At 44.5% G+C, this 24,931-nt stretch carries 25 protein-coding genes; 14 read left to right on the forward strand and 11 right to left on the reverse strand.

The annotated features are described in order from the left end of the window. Positions 1 to 32 precede the first annotated feature (32 nt). The gene (locus tag EP58_RS11800) at positions 33 to 464 is read right to left on the reverse strand and encodes a VOC family protein (protein WP_052171447.1); all 432 of its coding nucleotides are present in this window, start codon (positions 462 to 464) and stop codon (positions 33 to 35) included. A gap of 16 nt (positions 465 to 480) precedes the next feature. Beyond that, positions 481 to 1,029, reverse strand: a complete 549-nt coding sequence (locus tag EP58_RS11805; protein ID WP_036093655.1) for an NUDIX hydrolase — start codon at positions 1,027 to 1,029, stop codon at positions 481 to 483. A gap of 204 nt (positions 1,030 to 1,233) precedes the next feature. On the opposite strand from EP58_RS11805, the gene EP58_RS11810 reads away from it, so the two are divergent. Both EP58_RS11810 and EP58_RS11815 read left to right on the forward strand, forming a co-directional pair. Further along, positions 1,234 to 1,878: a 5-bromo-4-chloroindolyl phosphate hydrolysis family protein gene (locus EP58_RS11810; RefSeq protein ID WP_036093658.1), complete on the forward strand. Its 645-nt coding sequence runs from the start codon at positions 1,234 to 1,236 to the stop codon at positions 1,876 to 1,878. Further along, positions 1,875 to 3,107, forward strand: a complete 1,233-nt coding sequence (locus EP58_RS11815) for a toxic anion resistance protein (protein ID WP_036093661.1) — start codon at positions 1,875 to 1,877, stop codon at positions 3,105 to 3,107. The genes EP58_RS11810 and EP58_RS11815 overlap by 4 nt, the downstream gene beginning before the upstream one ends. A 61-nt stretch (positions 3,108 to 3,168) precedes the next feature. Here EP58_RS11815 and EP58_RS11820 read toward each other — a convergent pair whose 3' ends face one another. From EP58_RS11820 to rnz, 4 genes are all read right to left on the reverse strand, one after another. Beyond that, positions 3,169 to 3,711, reverse strand: a complete 543-nt coding sequence (locus tag EP58_RS11820; RefSeq protein ID WP_077917909.1) for a GNAT family N-acetyltransferase — start codon at positions 3,709 to 3,711, stop codon at positions 3,169 to 3,171. A gap of 74 nt (positions 3,712 to 3,785) precedes the next feature. Beyond that, a complete protein-coding gene (gene dinB / locus EP58_RS11825) occupies positions 3,786 to 4,856 on the reverse strand; it encodes a DNA polymerase IV (protein ID WP_036093766.1) in 1,071 nt (356 codons plus the stop codon). A gap of 319 nt (positions 4,857 to 5,175) precedes the next feature. Further along, positions 5,176 to 5,964 (reverse strand): SDR family NAD(P)-dependent oxidoreductase, encoded by a 789-nt coding sequence (locus EP58_RS11830; protein ID WP_036093664.1) that lies wholly within the window; start codon positions 5,962 to 5,964, stop codon positions 5,176 to 5,178. Between the two features lie 16 nt (positions 5,965 to 5,980). Further along, complete coding sequence (rnz, locus tag EP58_RS11835; RefSeq protein WP_036093665.1) at positions 5,981 to 6,895, reverse strand: ribonuclease Z; 915 nt, start codon at positions 6,893 to 6,895, stop codon at positions 5,981 to 5,983. 315 nt (positions 6,896 to 7,210) lie between these two features. Between rnz and zwf the strand changes: the two genes are divergently transcribed. From zwf to EP58_RS17365, 3 genes are all read left to right on the forward strand, one after another. Beyond that, positions 7,211 to 8,680 (forward strand): glucose-6-phosphate dehydrogenase, encoded by a 1,470-nt coding sequence (zwf, locus tag EP58_RS11840; RefSeq protein WP_036093667.1) that lies wholly within the window; start codon positions 7,211 to 7,213, stop codon positions 8,678 to 8,680. Positions 8,681 to 9,164: 484 nt separating this feature from the next. After that, entirely contained in the window at positions 9,165 to 9,602 is a 438-nt protein-coding gene (locus EP58_RS11850) for a YueI family protein (RefSeq protein ID WP_036093672.1), read from the forward strand. Between the two features lie 13 nt (positions 9,603 to 9,615). Continuing rightward, positions 9,616 to 9,756, forward strand: a complete 141-nt coding sequence (locus EP58_RS17365; RefSeq protein ID WP_103034920.1) for a hypothetical protein — start codon at positions 9,616 to 9,618, stop codon at positions 9,754 to 9,756. Here the strand turns inward: EP58_RS17365 and EP58_RS11855 are convergent. Further along, entirely contained in the window at positions 9,737 to 10,204 is a 468-nt protein-coding gene (locus EP58_RS11855; RefSeq protein WP_036093674.1) for a DUF6884 domain-containing protein, read from the reverse strand. The genes EP58_RS17365 and EP58_RS11855 overlap by 20 nt on opposite strands. After that, on the reverse strand, positions 10,201 to 10,734 hold the full coding sequence (locus tag EP58_RS11860; RefSeq protein ID WP_036093767.1) for a GNAT family N-acetyltransferase: 534 nt from the start codon (positions 10,732 to 10,734) through the stop codon (positions 10,201 to 10,203). Before EP58_RS11860 ends, EP58_RS11855 begins: the two co-directional genes overlap by 4 nt. 637 nt (positions 10,735 to 11,371) lie before the next feature. Between EP58_RS11860 and ilvD the strand changes: the two genes are divergently transcribed. From ilvD to ilvA, 9 genes are all read left to right on the forward strand, one after another. Further along, positions 11,372 to 13,063, forward strand: coding sequence for a dihydroxy-acid dehydratase (gene ilvD / locus EP58_RS11865; RefSeq protein ID WP_036093768.1), 1,692 nt, complete (start codon positions 11,372 to 11,374; stop codon positions 13,061 to 13,063). Positions 13,064 to 13,081: 18 nt separating this feature from the next. Beyond that, positions 13,082 to 14,785 carry a biosynthetic-type acetolactate synthase large subunit gene (ilvB, locus tag EP58_RS11870; protein WP_036093675.1) on the forward strand — a complete coding sequence of 568 codons (1,704 nt, stop codon included), beginning with the start codon at positions 13,082 to 13,084 and terminating at the stop codon, positions 14,783 to 14,785. Continuing rightward, on the forward strand, positions 14,786 to 15,268 hold the full coding sequence (gene ilvN / locus EP58_RS11875) for an acetolactate synthase small subunit (protein WP_036080183.1): 483 nt from the start codon (positions 14,786 to 14,788) through the stop codon (positions 15,266 to 15,268). It begins immediately after the preceding gene. Between the two features lie 67 nt (positions 15,269 to 15,335). Continuing rightward, on the forward strand, positions 15,336 to 16,331 hold the full coding sequence (ilvC, locus tag EP58_RS11880; protein ID WP_036093677.1) for a ketol-acid reductoisomerase: 996 nt from the start codon (positions 15,336 to 15,338) through the stop codon (positions 16,329 to 16,331). A 179-nt stretch (positions 16,332 to 16,510) separates the two neighbouring features. Then, positions 16,511 to 18,052: a 2-isopropylmalate synthase gene (locus tag EP58_RS11885; RefSeq protein ID WP_036093679.1), complete on the forward strand. Its 1,542-nt coding sequence runs from the start codon at positions 16,511 to 16,513 to the stop codon at positions 18,050 to 18,052. Continuing rightward, on the forward strand, positions 18,049 to 19,101 hold the full coding sequence (leuB, locus tag EP58_RS11890; RefSeq protein ID WP_036093680.1) for a 3-isopropylmalate dehydrogenase: 1,053 nt from the start codon (positions 18,049 to 18,051) through the stop codon (positions 19,099 to 19,101). Before EP58_RS11885 ends, leuB begins: the two co-directional genes overlap by 4 nt. A 2-nt stretch (positions 19,102 to 19,103) precedes the next feature. After that, positions 19,104 to 20,501, forward strand: a complete 1,398-nt coding sequence (gene leuC, locus EP58_RS11895) for a 3-isopropylmalate dehydratase large subunit (protein ID WP_036093682.1) — start codon at positions 19,104 to 19,106, stop codon at positions 20,499 to 20,501. Further along, positions 20,479 to 21,060 carry a 3-isopropylmalate dehydratase small subunit gene (leuD, locus tag EP58_RS11900; protein WP_036093684.1) on the forward strand — a complete coding sequence of 194 codons (582 nt, stop codon included), beginning with the start codon at positions 20,479 to 20,481 and terminating at the stop codon, positions 21,058 to 21,060. The genes leuC and leuD overlap by 23 nt, the downstream gene beginning before the upstream one ends. 21 nt (positions 21,061 to 21,081) lie before the next feature. After that, positions 21,082 to 22,350 (forward strand): threonine ammonia-lyase, encoded by a 1,269-nt coding sequence (gene ilvA / locus EP58_RS11905; protein WP_036093685.1) that lies wholly within the window; start codon positions 21,082 to 21,084, stop codon positions 22,348 to 22,350. Positions 22,351 to 22,481: 131 nt separating this feature from the next. Here the strand turns inward: ilvA and EP58_RS11910 are convergent, their stop codons facing one another. The 3 genes from EP58_RS11910 to dapF all read right to left on the reverse strand — a co-directional run bounded on the left by EP58_RS11910 (position 22,482) and on the right by dapF (position 24,918). Continuing rightward, positions 22,482 to 22,682: a cold-shock protein gene (locus tag EP58_RS11910; RefSeq protein WP_036093687.1), complete on the reverse strand. Its 201-nt coding sequence runs from the start codon at positions 22,680 to 22,682 to the stop codon at positions 22,482 to 22,484. Positions 22,683 to 23,219: 537 nt separating this feature from the next. After that, positions 23,220 to 23,912 carry a phosphatase PAP2 family protein gene (locus EP58_RS11915; RefSeq protein WP_036093690.1) on the reverse strand — a complete coding sequence of 231 codons (693 nt, stop codon included), beginning with the start codon at positions 23,910 to 23,912 and terminating at the stop codon, positions 23,220 to 23,222. 16 nt (positions 23,913 to 23,928) lie between these two features. Continuing rightward, positions 23,929 to 24,918, reverse strand: a complete 990-nt coding sequence (gene dapF / locus EP58_RS11920) for a diaminopimelate epimerase (RefSeq protein WP_036093692.1) — start codon at positions 24,916 to 24,918, stop codon at positions 23,929 to 23,931. Positions 24,919 to 24,931: the final 13 nt, after the last annotated feature.

The raw sequence follows: 24,931 nt of genomic DNA on the forward strand, positions 1-24,931 counted from the left end.
CAGAAAGCCATCCGATACGCTAATCCATTTTCTTATTTCGTCAAAACATCACGATAACTAAAGTGCCACTGCGTCCCAAATTTGTCAGCAATCATGGCATAGCCCTTACTCCAAAACGTTTCTTCAAGTGGCATATAAATCTTACTGCCTTTTTCAAACTTGGCAAAAATCGCTTTTAAGTCTTCCAAATCATCGCTTTCCACAACAATACTAACATTATCACCTAGAGTCGCTGGAATACCGTCCGGCATATCCGACATCATCACGCGCAAACCCCTGACATCGATTTCACTGTACATAATTTTATCAGCGTTCCCATCTTTATTTCCGCTAGTATTCGGATTCGACGGCGCCTCACCATATGTCACTATCTCCTTTGGCTCGACTTCAAAAATTCCCGCATAGTAATCCAAAGCCTCACGACAATTTCCTGTAAAATGCAGAAAAACAGCAGTCATCTTCATCTACTTCCTCTCTGAATTATTTAGTCGCCTCAAGCAACTGCCAATATTGCACAGCGTATACCGTTTTAGCATCACAAATAACCTTTTCTTCTATTAATTGTAACGCCTCATCCAAACTTACTTCCACAATATTCACGAACTCGTCCTCATCTGCCTGAAGCGGGTTTGCTTGCTTCTTCAAATCTCCCGCAAGATAAATATGTAGTAACTCATCCGCGAAACCAGGCGATGTATAAAAAGACACAAGATGCTTCAAATCATCCGTTTTGTATCCCGTTTCCTCCTCCAGCTCGCGCCCAGCCGTCAATTCCGGAGCCTCATCTGGTTCAATTTTACCAGCAGGAATCTCGACAATTGCCTTCTCGAGCGGTTTCCGATATTGTTCCACCATCACCATTTTGTTTTCAGGCGTAATCGCAACAACCGCCACCGCACCAGGGTGCTTCACGATTTCACGCTTACTCGTTGCACCGTTTGGCAACACCACATCATCCACTACTAATTTAATAATTTTCCCATCAAAAATCGTCTCACGCTTCACCGTTTTTTCCTCTAACGAATCCATGCCACCACTCCATTTCTAAGTCTTTTTTATCATTATACCATAATCAAGTCTGAGGGGAATTTACATCGCACGACTGATAACATCTTTTCCTCCAATATGGTATGATATACTCAAATCAGGTTAGCCTTTTCAGATGATTTTCTAAAAAATTTTCACAAATACTTAATCCTTAAAAAAATAAGGAAGCCTAAGGAGAAGATAGACATGGTAGTTTTCAAAAAATTTATGGCCTTCACTGGCTCAATCGTTTTAACACTCATTTTGTTCGGCATCTTGGCAAACATCTTTGTGAACAACTGGTTACTTATTAGTGTCGTAACACTTGTCGTGGCCGCCGTCCTGTTCTTCTTTTCTGCAAAAGCGGGAGACAAAGCACATGCCATACAGACTGGGCTTACAAAAAAAGAATACAAATACATTCGCACAAACTTAGAAGAATCGCGAGCTAAAATACTGCGTCTCCAAAAAATCACGTCCGCTCACCGTAATCTTTTTACATTCCAGGAACGCGACAAAACACTCTTACTTACAAAACGCATCTACGGTATTGTGAAAGAAGAACCAAAACGCTTTTATGATGCAGAGGATTTCTTTTTCTCCCACTTGGACTCTTTGGTAGAGCTAACAGAAAAATACGCTTTCCTAAACAGCCAACCTGTGAAGGACAAGAAGATTTACCAAACACTTTCTGACACTCGTGCCCTTTTGAATGATTTAGGTCGCGTTATCGAGAAAGACCTCTTTGCACTGCTTAACAAGGACGTATCGAGCCTTGATTTCGAGCTAGAAGTTGCAAAGAATTCCATCTCCAAACAGGAAAAGAAATTTGAAAGGAGAACACCCAAATGACCGAGAACCAAAAGCCAAACGAACCTGAATTAAAAACAACAGAAACACCAACATATGAACAACCGAAAGCAGAGGTTATCGATGCTAATTTCAACAAGACATTAGATGATTTACTCGCCGATCCATTCGGCACAAACGGCTCACAAACCGTACAAGAAATCGTGAACAACGAAACAGACAAAGCTCCCCGCTTGGTTGACATGCTTCCAGAAGCGAACCGTCGCCAAGCAGTGGAACTTGCCAAACAAATCGAGCCTGGAAATCAAGCGGCTATCCTCGGATACGGCGCACCAGCACAAGCAAAGCTACATGACTTCTCCCACTCGATGCTCAACCAAGTTCAAAAGCAAGACGTTGGTCCAATCGGCGAAATCATCAGTGACTTGATGTTCCGCCTGCAAGAAGCCGATCCAGATGAACTTGCCGCACGCAACAAGAACGTTTTCACAAAAATGTTCTCCCGTGTGAAACAATCCATCAACGAGATCACATCCAAATATCAAAAAATGGGCACACAGATCGATCGTATCGCCCTGAAATTAGAACATGCCAAAAAACGTTTAATGGAAGACAATTCCTTCTTAGAACAACTCTACGATAAGAATAAAGACTACTTCCAGGCGTTAAATATTTATATCGCAGCTGGTGAATTAAAACAAGAAGAAATCAATACGAAGCTTCTTCCTGAACTTCGCAAAAAAGCAGAACAATCCGGTGATCAAATGGATTTCCAAGAAGTAAATGATCTCACACAATTCGCAGATCGCCTGGAAAAACGTGTGCATGACTTGAAACTTAGCCGTCAAATCACTATTCAGCAAGCACCACAAATTCGTCTTATTCAAAACACGAATCAGGTTTTAGCTGAGAAGATTCAGTCATCGATTATGACAGCTATCCCATTATGGAAAAACCAAGTCGCCATCGCGCTTACCTTACTACGTCAACAACAAGCGGCAGAAGCGCAACGCCAAGTATCGGAAACCACAAACGAGCTTCTAAAACGCAATGCCGATATGCTAAAAACAAATGCTATTGAAACAGCGCGCGAAAACGAAAGGGGTATTGTTGATATCGAAACACTAAAAGAAACGCAATCAAGCCTCATCGAAACGCTACAAGAAACCTTGAAGATTCAACAAGAAGGCCGTGCAAAACGCGCCGTTGCAGAAAAAGAACTTGTAACTATGGAACAAGAATTAAAAGATCGCTTACTAGAAATGAAATAATCTTTATCTACGAAGAAAGGTGCAGTACCTGTTGGTCATATCCACAGAAACTGCACCTTTCTTATTTGCTATTTTTTTCAAAAGCCGTTCTGAATTCAGCCTCCAGCATACTAAAAACAGCTAAGTCATGATAAGCCTCGTGAAAAAATTCATGCTCCCGTAATATCCCATCTTGATGGAAACCTAGCGAGTGCATCATATTTAATGATCGCTCGTTAAATGTATATACTTCACAATAAACCTTATGTAAATGTAATGCATTGAAAGCCACGTCCAACAACTCTAAGATAGCTTCTTTTCCGTAACCTTTTCCCCAACTTGATCGTTCCCCAATAACGATACCAAAAGCTGCCTGGCCATTTTCTCGGTCAATTAAGCCTAGTTCGGCACGCCCAATGACTCTTCCATCTAAAACAATACTGTATAGTTGTAACGATTGGTTGACGTTAAAAAAATATTTCTCATACATCGTTTGAAAAACCTCTAAAGATCGTGGTTTCGTAATACCGCTTGCCATGGCAATTTCTTCATCAAGCTCCCAGACATGCATTCCTTGTATGTCTTCCCGCCTGATTGGTCTAATTCTCCCTGACTCCCTTTTCATTAACTAACAACTCCCAACAATCATTATCGAACTTAAGTATAACAATGATATGCCATAATAAACAAGATTTTTCTTTAAAATCCTTCTAGTTTCAAATTTTCAAAGTGCAACGGTTTCAGGTTCGTTACCGTCAGGCCAACTAAGCGAACGCTCTCTTCTCCACTATATACATCGCTTAATAAACTGGCCCCAGCATCATAAATAACCCGTGCATCTCGTGTATATTCCATTAATGATAACCTCCTAGTAATGGTACTAAAATCACTGTATCGTAGCTTTAAAACCACTGTCTTACCGTGCTTGCCAATGCGTTCCAGTGAACTTTCTATTTTCTGTGAGAATAAAAGCAACATCTCTTGCATCTCTCGTTCATCGAAAATATTGTTAGCAAATGTAGTTTCTCGGCCAACAGACTTTCTCTCGCGATGTGGGTTTACTTTAGAATCTGATAAGCCTCTCACTGCTCGATACAAGCGATAGCCTTGTTTATTCAGCTCCCGAATTAAATCCCACTCCTCCCATGCTTTTAAATCCGCGCCAGAATGGATACCTAATCGATGTAGTTTCTCGGCTGTGACTTTCCCAACACCGTGGAATTTCGTAACTGGTAGACTCTCTAAAAAGGCTTCTGCTTCCTCTGGTAATACGACGGTCATCCCTGCTGGCTTCTTAAAATCTGATGCAATTTTGGCGATGAATTTATTGTATGAAACGCCTGCTGATGCGGTCAAACCGAGTTCGTGATAGATCGCATGTTGGATCTCCAGGGCTATCTTCATTGCGGATTTGATTCCTTTTTTGTTTTCGGTAACGTCTAAATAAGCCTCATCTAAAGACATTGGCTCCACTAAATCTGTATAACGATGAAATATTTCACGGATTTGTGCGGATACTTCTCGGTAATGTTCCATATTTCCATGGATGAAGATGCCGTGTGGACATAGTTTATATGCTTGCTTTGTCGGCATCGCAGAATGGACACCGAATTTCCTAGCTTCATATGAACATGTGGAGACGACACCTCGTTTATTTGGGTCTCCACCAATGATAAGTGCCTTTCCACGATATTCCGGATGGTCTCGCTCCTCTACCGAAGCAAAAAAAGCATCCATATCAATATGAATAATTTTACGCGTCTTATCCACTTCACTCATCACCTTCCAAAAAACGAACGTTTGTTCCTCTCTTAATTATACTCTCTCCTCTTAAATAATGCAAGCTGGATTCGGTTAAATTTTGAACAAAAATTACACAGCAAAAAAGAGACTATTTTTTAAGTACAGCGTGTCGACAAATGCTTAGTTTCTAGGCAAAAGCGAGTACCAGCGCGGAGCATACTAAGGTATGTGAGCACTGGAACAGAGCTTTTAACGACGAAAATGAGCGTTTGTCGACACGCTGATATTTTGCGGAAAATCACGTGAAGCAGTTTTTCTACAGTCTGTTTTAAGTAGCCTCCCTTTTTTATTTTTTCTCAAATGCGCCTTTACCGAAAAATTCGATGACGCGTGGCATGACCTGGTACATTCGCGAAATAAGGTTCATCAAAAACGGTAGATTTATTTCACGCTTTGGTTTCCCCATAATTGCCACGATTTTTGCAGCTACTTTTTCAGGCTTCAGAACCAAGAAACCTACATTGTCTAAATAGTCGCCCGATTTGTCGGCAATGTCGAAAAAGCTAGTTGCGATCGGCCCAGGGTTCACCGTCGTTACGTGGATACCTGATGGCTTGGTTTCCATTCGCAAAGCATTGGAATAGCCTAAAACTGCGAATTTTGTTGCGGAATAAGCGGATGATTTTGGTGTCGCGATTTTGCCAGCTTGGGAGGCGATGTTGATAATATGCCCCGACTTACGCGCCAACATGTCTGGTAAAGCGAGTTGCGTCAAGCGCATCAAACCAAGTACATTGGTATCAAACATCCGTTCCACCGTCGCAAAATCAGTCTTTACAGCTTCTTCAAAAATCCCAAATCCAGCGCAATTTACTAGGACATCGATTTTTGTATCGCCGATTTTTTGCATCACGTCTTCTATCTCTTCAAAGTCTGTCATATCCATTTTGTGGTAAGCGCTAACAACACCATAATCCGCTTGAATCTGTGTTGCTAAATCTGACAATTTTTCCGTGCGGCGAGCCGTCAGAATCGTGTGTGCGCCTTGTGCCGCGACTTGCCGTGCCATCTCTGCTCCGAGCCCATTGGATGCACCTGTAATCATCACCGTTTTCCCCTTCAAAAAATCGTTCATCCTTCTCCAAACTCCTTTATAGTTCAAATATCGCAAAATCGGTCGCCATTTCCGTATTAGGAAAAATCGCTTGGCATTCTGAGACCAATTCGCGATTGTCCTCCCGGCTATAACGCGAACTAATATGCGTGATAATCAGCCGTTTTGCATTCGCATTCTTAGCTAGCGTGGCAGCTTCTATCGTCGTAGAATGCATGTACTCTCCAGCCATATCGCCCATTTCAGCACCAAATGTCGCTTCGTGCACGATGACATCCGCCTGATCCGCGAGTACCAACTCATTCGCCGTCGTCCGTGTGTCGCCAAAAATAGCCATAACCCGTCCTTTTTTAGCGGGTCCAATAAACTGGCTTCCATCGACTACTTCGCCATTCTCAAGCGTCACCGTCTTACCTTCTTTCAGCTCCTTAAAAATCGGTCCTGGCTTCACACCAAGTGCCGAAAGTCCTTCCGCATCAAGCGATCCCGCCTTATCAGCCTCCTCAATCCGGTAGCCATAACTCAAAATGCCGTGATCCAACTCGCGACAAATAACTTTAAAATCAGCATCTTCAAACACGACTTCACTATCAATTTCCACAATTTCAAGCGGGTATTTCAAATGCGTGCCACTCACCGCTAAACTCGTCCGAATATAATTCGCAATCCCCACAGGTCCGTAAATCGTAAGTTCCGTTTCGCCGCCCTGAAAAGAACGACTGCTAAGAAGCCCTGGCAAGCCGAAAATATGATCCCCATGCAAATGCGTAATAAAAATTTTTTCCAGTTTACTCAATCGAATCGAACTTCGTAAAATCTGATGTTGCGTTGCTTCCCCACAATCAAACAGCCAAATACTATTTCGTTCATTTAGCATCGTGAGCGCAATTGCCGTTACGTTACGGCCTTTGGAAGGGACACCCGCTCCTGTTCCGAGAAAAATCAATTCCATCTTTGTCTCACAATCCTTTCTCTAATCCGCTATTAATCATACCATATTTAGCCCATTTATGGCACTCCCACCGCTAAGCTTTTCCGACTTTTCCGGTTCAATCAGTTGCACATTAGAAATCAAACGGCTAAAATAGTAAGGAATAATGAGGGCGACTATGATTATATCTTAATTGTCTCATTCTCAGAATAAAAGCTAAAACATCTCGCTCATTTTTTCTAGGTAAGTTGTATTGACAGCTTTACGCAAATCGAGCGCTTGTCGCCGGTTTATCTGAGGTATGTTCCACACAATAAAGAAAGAGGGTAAGCACGTATGACAGAAGTGAAAGAACAAGTAGCTTTAATTACTATTTTTGGCGGTACGGGAGATTTGGCAAATCGCAAACTTTACCCTTCGCTATACCATCTCTTCACGAAAGGCTTTTTGAAAGAAAATTTCGCAGTGATCGGTACAGCTCGTCGTCCATGGACCAATGATTTCTTCCGTGAAAAAGTCGTAGAATCATTGAAAGGCATCGAAAAAGAAGGCTTCGACCCAGAAGAATTCGCGTCACATTTCTACTACCAATCGCACGATGTAACCAATCGTGAATCGTATGTCGAGCTGAAAGATTTATCTGATGAACTCGATAAAAAATACGAACTACAAGGAAATCGCCTATTCTACCTTGCTATGGCGCCAAATTTCTTTGGAACTATCGCAAGTCGATTAAAGTCAGAAGGTTTTGTCGATAATGCTGGATTTAGCCGTTTGATCATTGAAAAACCATTTGGTCGCGATTTAGCAAGTGCCCAAGAACTCAATGAGTCACTGCGTCAAGCGTTTGATGAAAACGAGATTTACCGCATCGACCATTACTTAGGCAAAGAAATGATACAAAATATTTCCGTGATTCGTTTTGCGAATTCTATCATTGAATCGCTTTGGAATAATCGCTATATTGATAACGTCCAAGTAACATTGAGTGAGACGCTTGGTGTAGAAGATCGCGGGCGTTATTATGAAGAAAGTGGCGCGCTTCGTGATATGGTTCAAAATCATATTTTACAAATCGTATCCTTGCTTGCGATGGAGCCACCGATTAAATTAACCACACAAGAAATTCGCCATGAAAAAGTGCGCGCGCTCCGTTCTCTGCGTGTCATTGAAGGCGACGATGTGTACAAATATTTCGTACGCGGGCAATACGGTCCTGGAACAGTAGACGGCAAAGAGCTGCTCGGTTACCGTCAAGCAGAGAATGTCGATTCCGATTCTAATACCGAAACATTTGTCGCAGCGAAACTCATGATTGATAATTTCCGCTGGAGCGGCGTTCCGTTTTATATTAGAACCGGGAAACGCCTTGCGAAGAAAACAACGCAAATTGCGATTCAATTCAAAAACGTACCGATGAACCTTTTCGGTCCAGACCAATCGCTTGGAGGAAACGTGCTGGTGATACATATTCAACCAGACGAAGGTATCACGCTACACATGAATGTCAAAGAACCCGGCCAAGGAATGCTGACCATGCCAGTCAACCTGAACTACGCACACTCCTCACCAGACGGCATGAACACACCAGAAGCCTATGAAAAATTAATTCAAGACTGTCTAAACGGCGACGCAACATACTTCTCACATTGGGATGAAGTCTCCCTATCATGGAACTTCATCGACAAAGTAGCCGCAGTCTGGTCGAATTCAAAAGAACACTTCCCGAACTACACATCCGGCACAATGGGACCCAAAGAAGCGGATAAATTGGTGTCACAGGATGGATTTGAGTGGTTTGAATAGAGAAATGCTGAAGAAGCCCGTTAGACCCGAAAAAATTTGTTAGGGGCCGCAGTGAAAACCCGCTCTTGGTTTTTGAGGAGGGCACGAAAATTTCGAGGGTCTGGCTTCTGAAGCTGGATCCGGGGGCGCCAAACATGACGCAGTACATGGAACGAATGCTCACTCTGTTCGCACTCGTATTGAGGCTCTAAATCGGCGAGTGATGCCTCATAAGTGCCACAACATAGGGGGCGCAGTAAAAGTCCTCTTTTGACTTTTGCGGAGGCCACGAAATTTCCGAGAGGCTGGCTCTTGAAGCTGGATCCGGAGGTGCCAAACGTGACGCAAATCCAGAAAAAGATCCAGGTCTGTTTTACCTCCACAACCCGTGAAGTAAAACAGACCTGGAGTTTTTTTCTCTCTTCATCCACTCTCCCAATGTTGTTCCTTTTTTCACAAATCCATGTTACAATTAAAAGGAATACACAGTAAAAGGAGAATCAATATGCCAGAAAGCATTGACGATTATATCGATCGCGGTATCCATGGCGCAAAAGAAATTAATCCTGCCGAACGCAAAAAGTATCTCGGCACCTTTCGAGAACGTGTCGAAATCCAGATGAGTAAACAAGAAGTTTTTCAAAAATATTGTACCAAAGAATTAGAACAGGAAATGAAAGATCACCCGAAGGCCAAACTGCTCTTAAACGGCTCCATTTCCTATGAAATATTGCGTTCTTACATCATGTTGGCAGAAAAGCATAAGATGCCATTCTCGATTGTGGCACGCGAAGACGACGATACACCGATTGGCCTTGTTCTTGCGGAAGACCACGAAATCAACCGGGAAGATACGCATCTCCACGAAACGCCGGTTATTACAGAAGACACCACTGGAAAAGTCAGTCTGCTGGACAAAATCAAGGCTATTTTTCAAGAGTAAGGAAGTGTTTCACATGCTCCACACGATTGTACTGGCACTCGCCATTCTCGTGTTTTTACAAACAATTTATTTTTTCATACGGAAAAATACCGATATGGGCGTGATGTTCCTGCTCATCGGTATCGCATTGCTTATTATTTCGACGATTGGCTAAATGTAAGAGGCTCGCCGGTATTTATCGCTGTGCGCAGCCTTTTTTGCATGTCGCCAATTCCTCGTGTTCCGTGAAGCGGGAATGAAAATTGTTGTTTCCCATCTGTAATCGCCGCTAACAAAGGTTCGAATTTCTTTCCTCCAAGCATCACCATTGTCTCCTGCTCGATTCCGAGTGCTTGCCATTGCTGCTTTAATTCCTCTAACGAAATCGTATCTTTGGTCACACCTCGCGCAGTAAACCGCACGTCATACGTCCCTAAAACAACGGAATCAGGCGTTAAAAAACCATACTTCGGCGATAAAACCAGATAATCCCCATCAAATTTTTCAGCATAGGTCCGGCATAAACGATGAAAGTTTCCGGTATACGCTTGGCTCGCCGTCACCGGTCCCGCGTCCTCCTGCTTGTCCCAAATCTTTGGCTTTCCTGATGGTATAATAATCATGATGTCCCCTCATCCATTGGGTATTCCCACAAAACAATCTTACCGCGAGACTCCGTTTTATCATATTTCGGCTGATATAAAAATCCGGACTTGCGCAAAACTTGAATCGAATGCGGATTACTCTCGAAGCTTCTAGCAAATATACGCTTGATTTCTGGTTGTTGTTTCAGCCATACCAACAGCCCCCCTAACGCTTCTGTCACATAGCCATTATTTTGATACGCTGGCACAATGCTATATCCCAACTCGATTTCCCCTGTTTCTTCTGGCTTGCCTTGTCCGCCAATTTCTCCGATGACCTTGTTCTCCTCTTTCAACACGATTAAATGCGTCCATTTCGTCATCTCTGGTTCTTTTTTCACGCTTTCCAATACATATGGTAGGTAAAAAAAGAAATCGATGCCAGGCCAGTCTCTGGACACCTCATAGCCTGATACGCGCTCCAATTCGTCCACACCAGCAATCGTCGCTTCAATCCATTCCAAACTGTATTCTACTAACAGCAACCGTTCCGTTTCTAATTTCCCCATGTCCATACCTGACTTTCCGTTTCAATATATCTTCTCTCTAAAATTATCAAATTCTACCTCATTACGCAAACTTTTTGCAGAATGTCACCTGTTATTATCACCACATACTAATTTTTTGAAAACTTTTTTCATTATCATTGTACACGCTTACATTATTATCTACCAACCGATTTAGCTATGTATTCTAGTTTTTCAATGAAATCCAAAAGCAACAAATTTTCAAATAACGGTTGACATTTCCCCGTCAAAAGCTATAATTAATAATAATATTACATTGATTGATATTTATTGAATTCACATAGGCTACATACGAATGAAGTATCTCATTGTTGATAAATTTGATTTAGAGGAGTTAATGACTTATGAAAACATCTAACCGAAATGACGTCATTACAATTTTATTACTCTAGCAAGGGTCTGGAACACTGTTTAAAACAAGCAGTCGTTTAGATCCTGTTTATCATTAAATGGGATTCTTATCTAGGCATCCCATTTTTTTACTCAAAAATGGGATGCTTTTTTGTTGCCAAGATGCGTTATCAATGTCATTTTTCGCTTTAAAAGGTCATGCTAGTTGATATATTCTAAAAATTCAGCTTCGACCAACAATTATAATAAAGAAACGGGGAATATGCTCATGCGTAGTGATAAAATCAAAAAAGGTGTCGAACAAGCTCCAGCCCGGAGTCTTCTGCACGCAACCGGTCAAATCAAAAGTCCAGGTGATATGGATAAACCATTTATCGCCATCTGTAACTCTTACATCGATATCGTTCCAGGTCATGTGCATTTGCGTGAGCTCGCGGATATTGCGAAAGAAGCGATTCGTGAAGCTGGTGGTATCCCGTTCGAATTTAATACGATTGGGGTCGATGATGGGATTGCGATGGGTCATATCGGGATGCGCTATTCCCTTCCGAGTCGCGAGGTTATCGCGGATGCGGCGGAAACGGTTATCAATGCCCACTGGTTTGACGGGGTTATGTATATTCCGAACTGTGACAAAATTACGCCTGGTATGTTGCTTGCCTCTGTGCGTACGAACGTGCCGGCAATCTTCTGTTCTGGTGGTCCGATGAAGGCTGGGCTTTCTGCAACAGGTAAAGCCTTGACGCTTTCTTCTGTATTCGAAGCGGTTGGTGCTTTTAAAGAAGGTAGCATGTCCCAAGAAGAATTTTTAGATATGGAAGCAAATGCTTGTCCGACGTGTGGATCGTGTGCTGGGATGTTTACAGCGAACTCGATGAACTGCTTGATGGAAGTGCTCGGTATGGCGGTTCCGTTCAATGGAACGACGCTTGCTGTATCGGAGGCGCGCCGTGAGTTGATCCGCGAATCGGCGTTCCACTTGATGGATCTTGTGAAAAAAGACATTCGTCCTCGCGATATTATTACGCGTGATGCGATTGATGATGCTTTCGCGCTAGATATGGCGATGGGCGGCTCGACAAACACAGTGCTACACGTTTTGGCTTTGGCGAACGAAGCGGAAATTGATTACGATTTGGAGCGCATCAATGAAATCGCAAGTCGTGTCCCTTACCTCTCCAAAATCGCGCCGTCCTCTGCGTATTCGATGCATGATGTCCACGAGGCTGGCGGTGTTCCTGCTATTATGAAGGAGCTTGTCGACCTTGGAAATGCGATTCACCCCGACCGGATTACGGTGACTGGTAAAACGATTCGTGAAAATGTCGAAAATGCGAAAATTAACAATACGGACGTGATTCATCCAAAAGAAGATCCGTATACAAAAACGGGCGGTCTCTCCATCCTATTCGGAAATATCGCGCCAAAAGGTTCGGCGATCAAAGTCGGCGGCGTGGACCCATCGGTATCCGTCTTTACCGGAAAAGCGATTTGTTTCGATTCGCATGACGCGGCTGTTGAAGCGATTGATAATCATACGGTTCGCGAAGGTCATGTGGTCGTGATTCGCTATGAAGGTCCTCGTGGCGGTCCGGGAATGCCGGAAATGCTTGCTCCGACGTCTTCTATCGTGGGACGCGGACTTGGAAAAGATGTGGCGCTAATCACGGACGGTCGCTTCTCTGGTGCAACACGTGGCATCGCGATTGGTCACATTTCTCCTGAAGCGGCGTCTGGTGGTCCGATTGCCTTGATTGAAGATGGCGATACGATCGTGATTGACTTGCCGAATCGGACGCTGAATGTCGATGTGGCGCCTGAAGTTTTAGAGGCTCGTCGCGCTGGGATTCCTAAATTTGTTCCTAAAATTAAAAAAGGCTATCTGGCTCGCTATGCTGCACTCGTGACATCAGCTCACACTGGTGGCGTACTGCAACTTCCGGATGATTTCTTAGAGTGATAAGGAGAGGTGAAGAAAATGATCAAAGTAGAGAAGGAAACGACGACAAAAAGCGGTGCGGAGCTTTTAATTGATGCTCTGAATGCGCAGAATGTAGAGATGATTTTTGGCTATCCTGGTGGGGCTGTGTTACCACTATATGATGCGTTTTATGATTGCGATATTCCGCATATTCTGACGCGTCACGAACAAGGCGCGGTGCACGCAGCGGAAGGTTATGCTCGCGTCACCGGAAAAGCTGGCGTTGTCGTCGTTACAAGTGGACCTGGTGCAACGAATGCTTTAACGGGAATTGCGGACGCGATGAGCGATTCAATCCCGATGGTCGTTTTCACTGGCCAAGTTGCCACACCTGGTATCGGAAAAGACGCGTTCCAAGAAGCCGACATGATTGGCTTAACGATTCCGATTACAAAATATAATTACCAAGTACGCGATGTGAAAGATATTCCGAAAATTATTAAAGAAGCTTTCCATATTGCCACAACGGGTCGTCAAGGTCCCGTCGTGATTGATTTACCGAAAGATATGTCTATCGCAACAACCGATAAGGTCAACGATGACACAATTCACTTGCCAGGTTATCAGCCTACCGTGAAGCCAAATGGCATGCAACTTGAAAAATTGATGCAAGCTTTAGCGGTTTCTAGCAAACCGGTTATCTTAGCTGGCGCTGGTGTGAATCATTCGCGCGCGACGGCGGAACTACTCGATTTTGCGGAACGCTATCAAATTCCAGTCGTGAACACGCTACTTGGACTTGGTAGTTTTCCACAAGATCATCCCCTCTTCCTCGGAATGGGCGGGATGCACGGTTCTTACGCAGCAAACATGGCGCTGACGGATCCTGATTTGCTCATTAATTTTGGCTCGCGGTTTGATGATCGCATGGTTGGCTCGCCACAAGAGTTCGCGAAACATGCGGTGATTGCGCATATCGATATCGACCCTGCGGAAATCGGCAAAGTCTTAACAACGAAAATTCCGATTGTTGCGGATATTAAAGAAACGTTGACGCAACTGCTGGAAATGACTGTAACGGAGGAAGCGGACAAAACGCATTGGTACAAGCTAAATATGACGCGTAAAGAACGCCATCCCTTCACGTATAATCGGGATTCAAAAGCGGAAATCAAACCGCAAAAAGTGATTGAGATTATCGGGGAGATTACGGAAGGCAAAGCGCTTGTTGCTACCGATGTTGGGCAGCACCAAATGTGGGTCGCGCAATTTTATCCGTTTCGTCATGATCACCAAATTATGACGAGTGGCGGACTTGGTACGATGGGCTTCGGTTTCCCAGCGGCTATCGGTGCTCAGCTCGCCTATCCGGAACAAACGGTCGTTGCTTTTGTCGGTGATGGTGGTTTCCAGATGACAAATCAAGAACTCGCGATTTTGAATGACTACAACATCAATTTGAAAACGGTCATTATTAATAACGGATCGCTTGGCATGGTGCGGCAGTGGCAAGAAAAGTTCCACAATGAACGCTTCTCCCACTCCATTTTCCAGAGTCAGCCTGATTTTGTGAAACTCGCGGAGGCTTATGGCGTGAAAGGTGTTCGTTTGACGGATCCAGAAACATTGGCCGCAGATTTGGAAGAAGCGTTTGCCTATCCTGGCCCAATCGTTATCGACTGCGTTGTATCGCCGAACGAGCTAGTACTACCAATGATTCCACCAGGCAAGGCGAATCATCAAATGGAAGGAGTGGAATAAATGCGACGTATCATTACAGCAACTGTTAATAACTCAAGTGGTGTGCTAAATCGGATTACCGGTGTTATCTCGCGTCGCCAATATAACATTGATAGTATCTCTGTTGGTTGGACCGAAACGCCGAATGTTTCCCGCATTACCATCGTCGTTCATGTCGATTCGCTCTATGAAATTGAACAGGTGACGAAACAGTTAAACAAGCAAATCGATGTGCTAAAAGTGAGTGATATTACCGATGATCCACATATGGAGCGGGAACTGGCTTTAATTAAAGTCAACGCCCCTGCAACGACACGAGCGGAACTTAATTCGATTATTGAGCCGTTTCGTGCGACGATTATCGATGTTGGTAAAACGAGCGTTGTTGTGCAAGTCGCGGGAACGAGTGAAAAAGTCAATGCATTTGTTGACAGCATTCGCCCATATGGCATACAACAAATGGCTCGCACCGGTGTTACTGGCTTTACTCGTAGCGCTAAATAATCATTTTGAATCCCAGAAAACCTTTTTTCTGAGAAATATATAAAGATAATTTATGGAGGTTAGGAAAATGACAAAAGTTTATTATGAAGATTCGGTACAAGAAAGCGCGTTAGAAGGTAAGAAAGTTGCGGTAATTGGTTACGGTTCACAAGGCCATGCGCATTCGCAAAACTTACGCGATAACGGGAACAATGTCATTATTGGGATTCGTGAAGGAAAATCAGCCGAAGCTGCTCGCAATGACGGTTTTGAGGTTTTATCTGTGGCAGATGCTACGAAAGCGGCGGACGTCGTGATGATCCTTTTACCAGATGAAACGCAAGGAGATACTTATGAAGCTGAAATCAAGCCGAATTTAGAAGCTGGAAATGCCTTAGCTTTTGCGCATGGTTTTAACATTCATTTTGACGTAATTAAACCACCTGCTGACGTGGATGTGTTCTTAGTAGCACCAAAAGGTCCAGGACATTTAGTTCGTCGTACATTCGTGGAAGGTGGCGCGGTTCCGGGATTATTCGCGGTTTATCAAGATGCTACTGGAAAAGCAACAGACATGGCATTATCTTACGCTAAAGGCATTGGCGCAACTCGTGCCGGTGTTATCGAAACGACATTTAAAGAAGAAACAGAAACAGATTTGTTCGGTGAGCAAGCGGTATTATGTGGCGGTACCACGCATTTAGTACAAGCTGGTTTCGAGACATTAGTTGAAGCTGGATACCAACCGGAACTTGCGTATTTCGAAGTATTACACGAGTTGAAATTAATTGTTGACTTGATGTATGAAGGTGGCATGGAAAAAATGCGTGATTCGATCTCAAATACAGCGGAATACGGCGACTACGTTTCTGGCCCACGCGTTGTAACGAGCGACACGAAAAAAGCAATGAAAGAAGTCTTGACGGACATCCAAAACGGCAACTTTGCCAAAGCATTTATTGATGATAATAAAAATGGTTTCAAAGAATTCCATCGTTTGCGCGCAGAACAAAAAGGACACCAAATCGAAGCGGTTGGTGCATCTCTACGCGAAATGATGCCTTTCGTCAAACCACAAAAATAATAGGAAGAGAATTGGGGATTTAGAAAACCTGCAGCGTTTCAACGGATACTTAGATTCTAGGAAAAGTCGGGCACTGGAGCGGCATGTACGATTTGTACGTGAGCACTAGCGCGCAGACTTTAACGACGAAGATAAGTGTTTATCGAAACGCTGCCCCCTTTTCTAATGAGGTGAAAACTATGGCTTATATTCAATTTTTTGATACGACCCTACGTGATGGTGAACAAACGCCGGGCGTCAATTTTAATCAACAGGAAAAAATTCAGATTGCGCGTCAGCTTGAGACTTACGGGATTGATGTGATTGAAGCGGGATTCCCGATTGCGTCTGACGGTGATTTCCATTCGGTGAAAGAGATTGCTAGTATTATTAAGAATGCAACGGTTTGCGGGCTTGCTCGTGCTGTGGAACGTGATATCGACCGCGCTTATGAGGCGTTACGCGGTGCTGCGAGTTCCCAAGTACACGTTTTTCTTGCTACTAGTGATGTACATATGAAGCATAAATTAAACATGAGCAGGCCGCAGGTGTTGGCGTCAATCAAACACCATGTCGCGCATGCTCGAAAACTTTTCCCAATCGTTCAGTTTTCACCAGAAGATGCGACGCGTACGGATCCTGCTTTTCTAGTGGAAGCTGTGCAAACCGCGATCGATGCTGGGGCGACGGTGATTAATATTCCGGATACGGTTGGCTTTACGAACCCAACGGAATTTGGTGCCCTCTTCCGCTACTTGCGTGAAAATATTCCGCGTTTTGATGAAGTTATTTTCTCCACGCATTGTCATGATGATCTTGGGATGTCGGTTGCGAACGCGCTTGCTGCCATTGAGAATGGGGCGCGACGTGTGGAAGGAACAATCAACGGTATTGGCGAACGTGCTGGGAATACAGCGCTTGAAGAAGTTGCTGTGGCGCTTCATATTCGCAATGATTACTACAAATCAGAGTCCGGTATTATTTTGAATCAGACGAAGAAAACGAGTGATTTGATCAGCCGCCTTTCTGGTATGCCTGTTCCGCGTAATAAGGCGATTATCGGTGGTAATGCTTACGCGCATGAATCTGGTATTCACCAAGATGGCGTTTTGAAAGAACCGACGACGTACGAGATTATCACGCCTGCTTTGGTTGGTGTCGAGAAAAACTCACTTCCACTTGGAAAATTGTCTGGTCGCCACGCTTTTGTGACACGTATGGAGGAACTTGGCTATACGATGACCGACGATGAGAAAAATGACGCGTTTAAACGATTTAAACATTTGGCAGATGTGAAAAAAGACGTGACCGAAGACGATTTACACGCGTTGATTCTTGGGCAAACGTCCGAAAAAGCAGATGATTACGAGCTGAATCACTTGCAAGTACAGTACGTGACGGGTGGCGTTCAAGGTGCGATTGTCCGCATTCATACGGAAGACGGTTCTGTTTTAGAAGATGCAGCGACTGGCGCCGGTAGTATTGAGGCGATTTATAATACGATTAACCGCCTGATGGAGCAAGATGTTGAGCTTACAGATTATCGTATTCAAGCGATTACTGCGGGACACGATGCACAAGCTGAGGTTCATGTTATCGTCAAAGATAAAGACGGCGCAACGTATCATGGGATTGGCATTGACAATGACGTCCTCACCGCCTCCGCCAAATCTTACCTCCACGCCAGCGCAAAAGCAAACGAAGCAAAACAACAAACAAACGAGGAGGTACCAGTCAAGTGACCTATTCCATTACAGCCCTTCCTGGCGACGGGATTGGACCAGAAATCATGGCGAGCGGTCTAGAAGTTCTAGCAACCCTCGCCGAGAAATTCCAACTAGATTTTAAAATTGAAACACATCCATTTGGCGGTGCCGGCATTGACGCCTTATCCGACCCACTTCCAGAAACAACACTTGCCGCTTGTCAAAAAGCAGACGCGATCTTGCTTGGCGCGATTGGTGGTCCAAAATGGGACAATGCACCGAATCGGCCAGAACAAGGATTGCTTGCCTTGCGTAAAGCACTAGGCCTGTTCGCAAATATCCGCCCTATCCAAGTTCCAACCACGATTGCCCACCTCTCTCCATTAAAAAAGGAAATTGTAGAAGGTACCGATTTTATCGTCGTCCGCGAGCTCACTGGTGGTATTTATTTCGGCGAACCGAAGCATTGGGATGAAAACAGCGCGGTGGATACATTAACGTATACGGCCTCAGAAATCGAGCGCATCGCAGTACAAGCTTTTGAGTTGGCAAAAACGCGTCGCAATAAGGTGACTTCGGTGGACAAAGCGAACGTGCTAGCGTCCAGTAAACTATGGCGTCAAGTCGTCGAACGCGTCGCTGAACGCTATCCCGAAGTCACGCTAGAACATCTTTATGTCGATGCTGCGGCCATGATTCTTATCCAACGCCCGACCACTTTTGATGTTATCGTGACGGAAAACATGTTTGGTGACATTTTGAGCGATGAAGCCTCTGTTATCACCGGTTCACTTGGCATGTTGCCTTCCGCGAGTCATCCAGCATCCGGCCCATCATTATACGAGCCGATTCACGGTTCCGCGCCAGATATCGCCGGTCAAAATATTGCCAACCCGATGTCGATGATTTCATCCGTGTCAATGATGCTACGCCAGTCTTTCCAACTTTTCGAAGCGGCGGATTATCTTGACAAAGCGGCCGCTGATACCATGGAAGCTGGATTTTTAACCAAAGATCTTGGCGGGAATACATCGACCACAGATTTTACAAATGAAGTTAAAAAACGAGTTAAAGGAGGAGAATAACAATGGCTAAAACAATGTTCGATAAGTTGTGGGATCGTCACGTCATATTTGGGAAAGAAGGTGAACCGCAACTGTTATACATCGACCTGCATTTGGTGCATGAAGTTACCTCCCCTCAAGCTTTTGAAGGATTGCGAATGGAAGGAAGACAAGTTCGCCGCACGGATCGCACGTTTGCTACAATGGATCATAACGTCCCGACCGAAGATATTTTCAACATTCATGACGTCGTTGCAAAAAAACAAATCGATGCGCTTCGCAAAAACTGTGAAGAGTTTGGCGTCACGCTTGCCGATGTTGGTAGTGAACGTCAAGGAATCGTGCACATGGTCGGACCTGAAACGGGGCTAACACAGCCTGGCAAAACAATCGTATGTGGTGACTCGCATACCGCAACACATGGCGCTTTCGGAGCGATGGCTTTTGGCATTGGCTCGAGTGAAGTGGAACATGTCCTTGCTACGCAATCCATCTGGCAACAAAAACCTAAATCAATGGGTGTCAAAATTAACGGGACGCTTCCAAAAGGTGTTTATGCAAAAGACGTTATTCTGCACCTGATCGCAACGTATGGCGTCGCGTTTGGTAGTGGATATGCCGTCGAATACTACGGGGAAGCCGTTCGGAATATGACGATGGAGGAACGCATGACGATTTGTAACATGTCCATCGAAGGCGGCGCCAAAATGGGCATGATGGCACCAGATGCCACAACGTTTGCCTATATTAAAGGGCGCGAATATGCACCGACAAATTGGGATGCAGCAATCGCGGATTGGGCGATTTTGCCAAGTGATCCTGATGCGACTTATGACCGCGATATCGAAATTGACGTCTCCGATCTAGCACCGTATGTCACTTGGGGAACCAATCCTGGCATGGGCGTTCCAGTCACAGAAGCATTCCCAGCAATCGAAAGCATCGACGACGAGCGTGCCTATCAATACATGGGACTTGAACCTGGCCAATCAGCCTCCGAAATCGATCTTGGCTACGTCTTCATCGGATCTTGCACCAACTCACGACTTTCGGACCTCGAAGAAGCTGCTCAAATCGTAAAAGGCCACCAAGTCGCATCCGGCATCCGCGCGATGGTCGTTCCTGGTTCCCGCCAAGTTCGCCTTGCCGCAGAACGCATCGGTCTTGACCAAGTTTTCATCGATGCAGGTTTTGAATGGCGCGAGCCCGGCTGTTCGATGTGTCTCGGCATGAACCCCGACCAAGTACCAGAAGGCATTCATTGTGCCTCGACATCCAATCGTAATTTTGAAGGACGTCAAGGTAAAGGCGCACGAACACATTTGGTGAGCCCAGCAATGGCCGCAGCAGCAGCGATTCACGGTCGCTTTATCGATATTCGCAAAGGAGTGTGGCAAAATGGAAGCAATGGTGTTGCATAAAGGAAAAACTGTAGCCCTGATGAACGATAACATTGATACCGATCAAATTATCCCGAAACAATTTCTAAAACGCATCGAACGAACTGGATTTGGCGAATTTCTCTTTGACGAATGGCGCTACCTTCCCGATCGTTCCTTGAACCCAGAGTTTCCGCTGAACGCTCCTGACCGACAAGAAGCTACCATCCTTGTCACCGGTGAGAATTTTGGCTGTGGATCCAGTCGTGAACACGCTCCTTGGGCCCTACTCGACTACCGATTCCGCGTCATCATTGCCGGCGGTTACAGCGATATTTTTTATATGAACTGCACGAAAAACGGTATTTTGCCCATCAGTTTGCCAAAAGAAGCACGCGTGAAACTGGCGGCTATTCCGGCGAACGAAGAAATAGCCGTCGATTTGCCGAAGCAACAAGTGATTAGCTCGGTAGGCACGTATGATTTTGATATCGATGCGACCTGGAAAGAGAAATTTATCAAAGGCCTCGATGATATCGCCCAAACGATGGAGCATGAATCCATGATTACCGATTACGAAAACAAGGCACGCGCCTATTAAAAATGAGGATGTGAGGATGTTATGGAAATGGTTGATGTCGATGCTTTAGTTAGCAAACAAGACGTGCTCGACGCGTATGACACGTTAAAATCTATCGTCAAGCACACGCCACTCGAAAAAGACTACTACTTATCACAAAAATATGACTGCAACGTCTACTTAAAACGCGAAGATTTACAGTGGGTTCGTTCGTTCAAACTGCGCGGCGCCTATTACGCCATCGCCCAACTAACCGAAGAACAACTGAAAAATGGCGTTACGTGCGCCAGTGCTGGAAATCACGCCCAAGGAGTCGCCTTCACGTGCCAAAAACTTGGCGTACCAGCAACAATCTTCATGCCAACGACGACGCCTCAACAAAAAGTATCGCAAGTTCGCTTTTTCGGTGGCGAGTTTGTCGAAGTTCGCCTGACTGGTGATACGTTTGACGCTTCGGCTTATTCGGCTAAGAAGTTTAGCGAAGAGCATAACAAGGCGTTCATCGCGCCATTTGATGATCCAGATATTATCGCTGGTCAAGGAACGGTTGCTGTTGAAATGCTCGATGATCTAGGCTCTGAAAGCTGCGACTTCGTATTTGCTGCGATTGGCGGCGGTGGCTTGGTTTCAGGTGTTGCGTCCTATGTGAAAGCAGTGCGTCCTGATACCACAATCATCGGCGTAGAGCCAAGTGGTGCACCATCAATGGCCAAATCATTACTCGCTGGCAAAGTTGTGAACCTGCCGAAAATCGATAAATTTGTCGATGGCGCTGCAGTGAAACAAGTCGGGGAACTGACGTACAAACATTGCGAGAAGCTTGTGGATGAAGTCACAGAAGTCGATGAAGGCGAAGTTTGCTCAACGATTCTAGACATGTACACGAAGCAAGCCATTGTCGCAGAGCCAGCTGGTGCCCTCTCAGTCGCGGCACTCAACCATTTCCGCCCACAAATCAAAGGCAAAAACGTCGTGTGTATCGTCAGCGGTGGGAATAACGACATCAATCGGATGCAAGAAATTGAAGAACGGTCCCTCGTTTTCGAAGGCCTGAAACACTATTTCATCGTCAATTTCCCACAGCGTCCAGGTGCCTTGCGTGAGTTCGTAAACGACGTCCTCGGCCCATATGATGACATTACCAAGTTCGAATACACAAAAAAAGTAAACCGGAATCAAGGACCCGTTATCATCGGTGTCTTGTTAGAAAATCCGAATGACTACGAAAAATTGCTTGAACGCATTGCTGTTTTTGATCCTAGTTTCATGCCGATTAATGACAATCAAATGCTCTATACCTTGCTTGTATAATGCAAAACACAGTCTGTAAGCCCTCCTTTCTTGAGGAAACTTACAAACTGTGTTTTTTTCATTAAAAAAGATTGAGCAACTACCAAAAAATCGGCAATTACTCAATCTCAATCCACGTTCTCGCGCTAGAATTAAAGTTTTGTTACTTTATCAGCTTGAGGTCCGCGTTGTCCTTCTACGATTTCAAATTCCACTTTTTGACCTTCATCAAGTGTTTTGAAACCTTCTCCTTCGATTGCGCTGAAGTGTACGAATACATCGTCGCCACCTTCAACTTCGATAAATCCAAAACCTTTTTCGCCATTGAACCATTTCACTGTACCTTCTTGCATGTGTCAAAAACCTCCAAAAATTTTTTCTTAATATGTTCCTTTTACAAATTAAAAACTTACTGGGAAACTGCTAAACAACAAGCTCACCTTGGTTTTCATATAAAAATTCACATATTATAAAAGATACTCATAGTTTAAGGATCAGTACCCTTTATAACATGTGAATAAGCTCTTGCTAAGCACCTACAGCATCCCAACAAACCACCTGTAAGGGCAATATTAATTTTATCAATACAACCATTTTAACGCTTTCATTCTAAAAATGCAAGCAATATTTACCTAAGTGCGCCATTATTGCGACAACTTAAAGATAGTTTGGAGCATAACCCATATAAATCGGCGACAAGCGCTCGCATTCCATCGGGGCCGTGGACTTCCGGTTCTCATGTACAGTCGTACACTCCGCTTCCGGCTTCCGCGATCCCGATGGAATACAAACGCTTTCGCTCGATTTGTGTAAAGCAATATATACTTTTCTACCCGAAAAAAGATTTCGCGATGCCTTACTTATTTTGTATGCTATTAACCGTAGTATTTTTATTTAATAATACTACGATCTTTTATGCGCCATTTTACTAGTAAGTTATGCAGTGGTTCGCGGACGAGGAAGTACACGCCAAGCGAGATAAAGATGGACGCGATTCCGAATAAGAAGCCGCCAAATACATCGGTTGGGTAGTGAACGCCTAGGTACACACGGGAATACATGATGAAGAATATCCAGCCTAGTGCAACGACACCAATCACGATTTTCGCCCACATTTGTCTTACAGTGAAAATCAAGAACATCGCTGCTAACCCGTAAAAAATCGTCGTGCCTGTCGCGTGACCACTTGGAAAACTAAAACCGGTTTCTGAAATAAGACGGTCAAAGTTTGGACGCGGACGCTCAAAAATATGTTTTAGAACCGTATTCATTAGAACCGCACACACTAGTACTGTTCCGCCGAACCATAGTCCAACAACGAATTTACGCAAGATGAATAGAACAACCACGGCAATTACCGTTAAAATAATCGCCAGTTCTGCGCTACCGAAGAACGTTAAATTCTCGATTAGACTCGTTTTTGAAGCGGATATGTTTGTTTGGATACGGCTGATCCAGTTTAAATCGAATTTGACCACCCATCTTGGTTCGGAATTGACCGCTAGTGCGACAATAACGAAAATCAACAAGGCAAACCCGCCAATAGTGAATAATGGTATGGCTTTCTTTTTGTTTGTATTCATAGATTTACTCCTAACTTCACTTGTTTTTTTGTAGGAAGGCTTGAACTTCTTCCACCATTGCTTGATACTGCGCTTGTTCCTTGGTATCACTTTTCTCAATCAGATTGATCGTTGTATCCGTAACAGCAAGCGTCCCGTGGTACACAAAAGTAGCATTACCAATCAGTTGCAGATGTAGCGCGCCATCTGAATCTTTGCTGGCAGTGACTTTGACGCGACCACCGTTATTATACACATGAACAGGCGTTTCCAGTTTATCATTGTGAAGCAGTTTTTTCATCAGACTTGAGGCCGACATTGCCGTTCCACAAGCATTCGTAAAGCCAACTCCACGCTCAAAAGTCCGAACGTAGATAGTGTCTTCCGCCAATTCCTTGACAAAGCTGACATTGACACCATCTGTAAAATAAGGATTTTCGCCGTTTAGGTACGTGGAAAGCTTCGTTTGTTTATCGGAGTCGAGCGTCGCCTGGTCCACAAAGGTGATTAAATGAGGATTGGGCACCGCTACTGCTGAAAAACGCAACTCATCGTCAAACGCCGGAACCTTCTTATCTATCATTTGCGCTTCATCCCAGTTTAATGGCAACGTTTCTGGCGCGAATAAAACCGGCGAAATTTCAACTTGATACGTTGGAATACCAGCGCCGATTTCTTCCGCTTTCGATACGTGTAGTGTCGCCTTCATCGTCTCGACGGTTGCTTCTTGCAAGTCATGCTGTTCTAGCAGGTAACGCGCCACCGTACGCAAGCCATTTCCACACATCGATGCTTCAGAGCCATCTGCATTAAAAACGCGCATACGGCCGATTGAGGCGTTATCTGAGCTTTCTGAAACGAACAAGATACCATCCGCGCCACCGAGCATTTCATCTCGATCACAAATACGGACTGCTAACTTCGCTCGATCTGCATCTTGCCAATGACTGAGATTATTTTTAGTCTCATCAATAAGAAAGAAATCATTTTGCGAACCATGTACTTTAATGAAGTTAATGTGTGCCATCAAGGTCCCTCCG

Origin of the sequence: Paenilisteria newyorkensis, from assembly GCF_000766145.1 — a bacterium.
In the GTDB taxonomy this organism is placed as follows: Bacteria; Bacillota; Bacilli; order Lactobacillales; family Listeriaceae; genus Listeria_A; species Listeria_A newyorkensis.

Coding starts and splice junctions, on each gene's coding strand:
- EP58_RS11800 (WP_052171447.1), bottom strand. CDS start 464: ATGAAGATGACTGCTGTTTTTCTGCATTTTACAGGAAATTGTCGTGAG.
- EP58_RS11805 (WP_036093655.1), bottom strand. CDS start 1,029: ATGGATTCGTTAGAGGAAAAAACGGTGAAGCGTGAGACGATTTTTGAT.
- EP58_RS11810 (WP_036093658.1), top strand. CDS start 1,234: ATGGTAGTTTTCAAAAAATTTATGGCCTTCACTGGCTCAATCGTTTTA.
- EP58_RS11815 (WP_036093661.1), top strand. CDS start 1,875: ATGACCGAGAACCAAAAGCCAAACGAACCTGAATTAAAAACAACAGAA.
- EP58_RS11820 (WP_077917909.1), bottom strand. CDS start 3,711: ATGAAAAGGGAGTCAGGGAGAATTAGACCAATCAGGCGGGAAGACATA.
- EP58_RS11830 (WP_036093664.1), bottom strand. CDS start 5,964: ATGAACGATTTTTTGAAGGGGAAAACGGTGATGATTACAGGTGCATCC.
- rnz (WP_036093665.1), bottom strand. CDS start 6,895: ATGGAATTGATTTTTCTCGGAACAGGAGCGGGTGTCCCTTCCAAAGGC.
- zwf (WP_036093667.1), top strand. CDS start 7,211: ATGACAGAAGTGAAAGAACAAGTAGCTTTAATTACTATTTTTGGCGGT.
- EP58_RS11850 (WP_036093672.1), top strand. CDS start 9,165: ATGCCAGAAAGCATTGACGATTATATCGATCGCGGTATCCATGGCGCA.
- EP58_RS17365 (WP_103034920.1), top strand. CDS start 9,616: ATGCTCCACACGATTGTACTGGCACTCGCCATTCTCGTGTTTTTACAA.
- EP58_RS11855 (WP_036093674.1), bottom strand. CDS start 10,204: ATGATTATTATACCATCAGGAAAGCCAAAGATTTGGGACAAGCAGGAG.
- EP58_RS11860 (WP_036093767.1), bottom strand. CDS start 10,734: ATGGGGAAATTAGAAACGGAACGGTTGCTGTTAGTAGAATACAGTTTG.
- ilvD (WP_036093768.1), top strand. CDS start 11,372: ATGCGTAGTGATAAAATCAAAAAAGGTGTCGAACAAGCTCCAGCCCGG.
- ilvB (WP_036093675.1), top strand. CDS start 13,082: ATGATCAAAGTAGAGAAGGAAACGACGACAAAAAGCGGTGCGGAGCTT.
- ilvN (WP_036080183.1), top strand. CDS start 14,786: ATGCGACGTATCATTACAGCAACTGTTAATAACTCAAGTGGTGTGCTA.
- ilvC (WP_036093677.1), top strand. CDS start 15,336: ATGACAAAAGTTTATTATGAAGATTCGGTACAAGAAAGCGCGTTAGAA.
- EP58_RS11885 (WP_036093679.1), top strand. CDS start 16,511: ATGGCTTATATTCAATTTTTTGATACGACCCTACGTGATGGTGAACAA.
- leuC (WP_036093682.1), top strand. CDS start 19,104: ATGGCTAAAACAATGTTCGATAAGTTGTGGGATCGTCACGTCATATTT.
- leuD (WP_036093684.1), top strand. CDS start 20,479: ATGGAAGCAATGGTGTTGCATAAAGGAAAAACTGTAGCCCTGATGAAC.
- ilvA (WP_036093685.1), top strand. CDS start 21,082: ATGGAAATGGTTGATGTCGATGCTTTAGTTAGCAAACAAGACGTGCTC.
- EP58_RS11910 (WP_036093687.1), bottom strand. CDS start 22,682: ATGCAAGAAGGTACAGTGAAATGGTTCAATGGCGAAAAAGGTTTTGGA.
- EP58_RS11915 (WP_036093690.1), bottom strand. CDS start 23,912: ATGAATACAAACAAAAAGAAAGCCATACCATTATTCACTATTGGCGGG.
- dapF (WP_036093692.1), bottom strand. CDS start 24,918: ATGGCACACATTAACTTCATTAAAGTACATGGTTCGCAAAATGATTTC.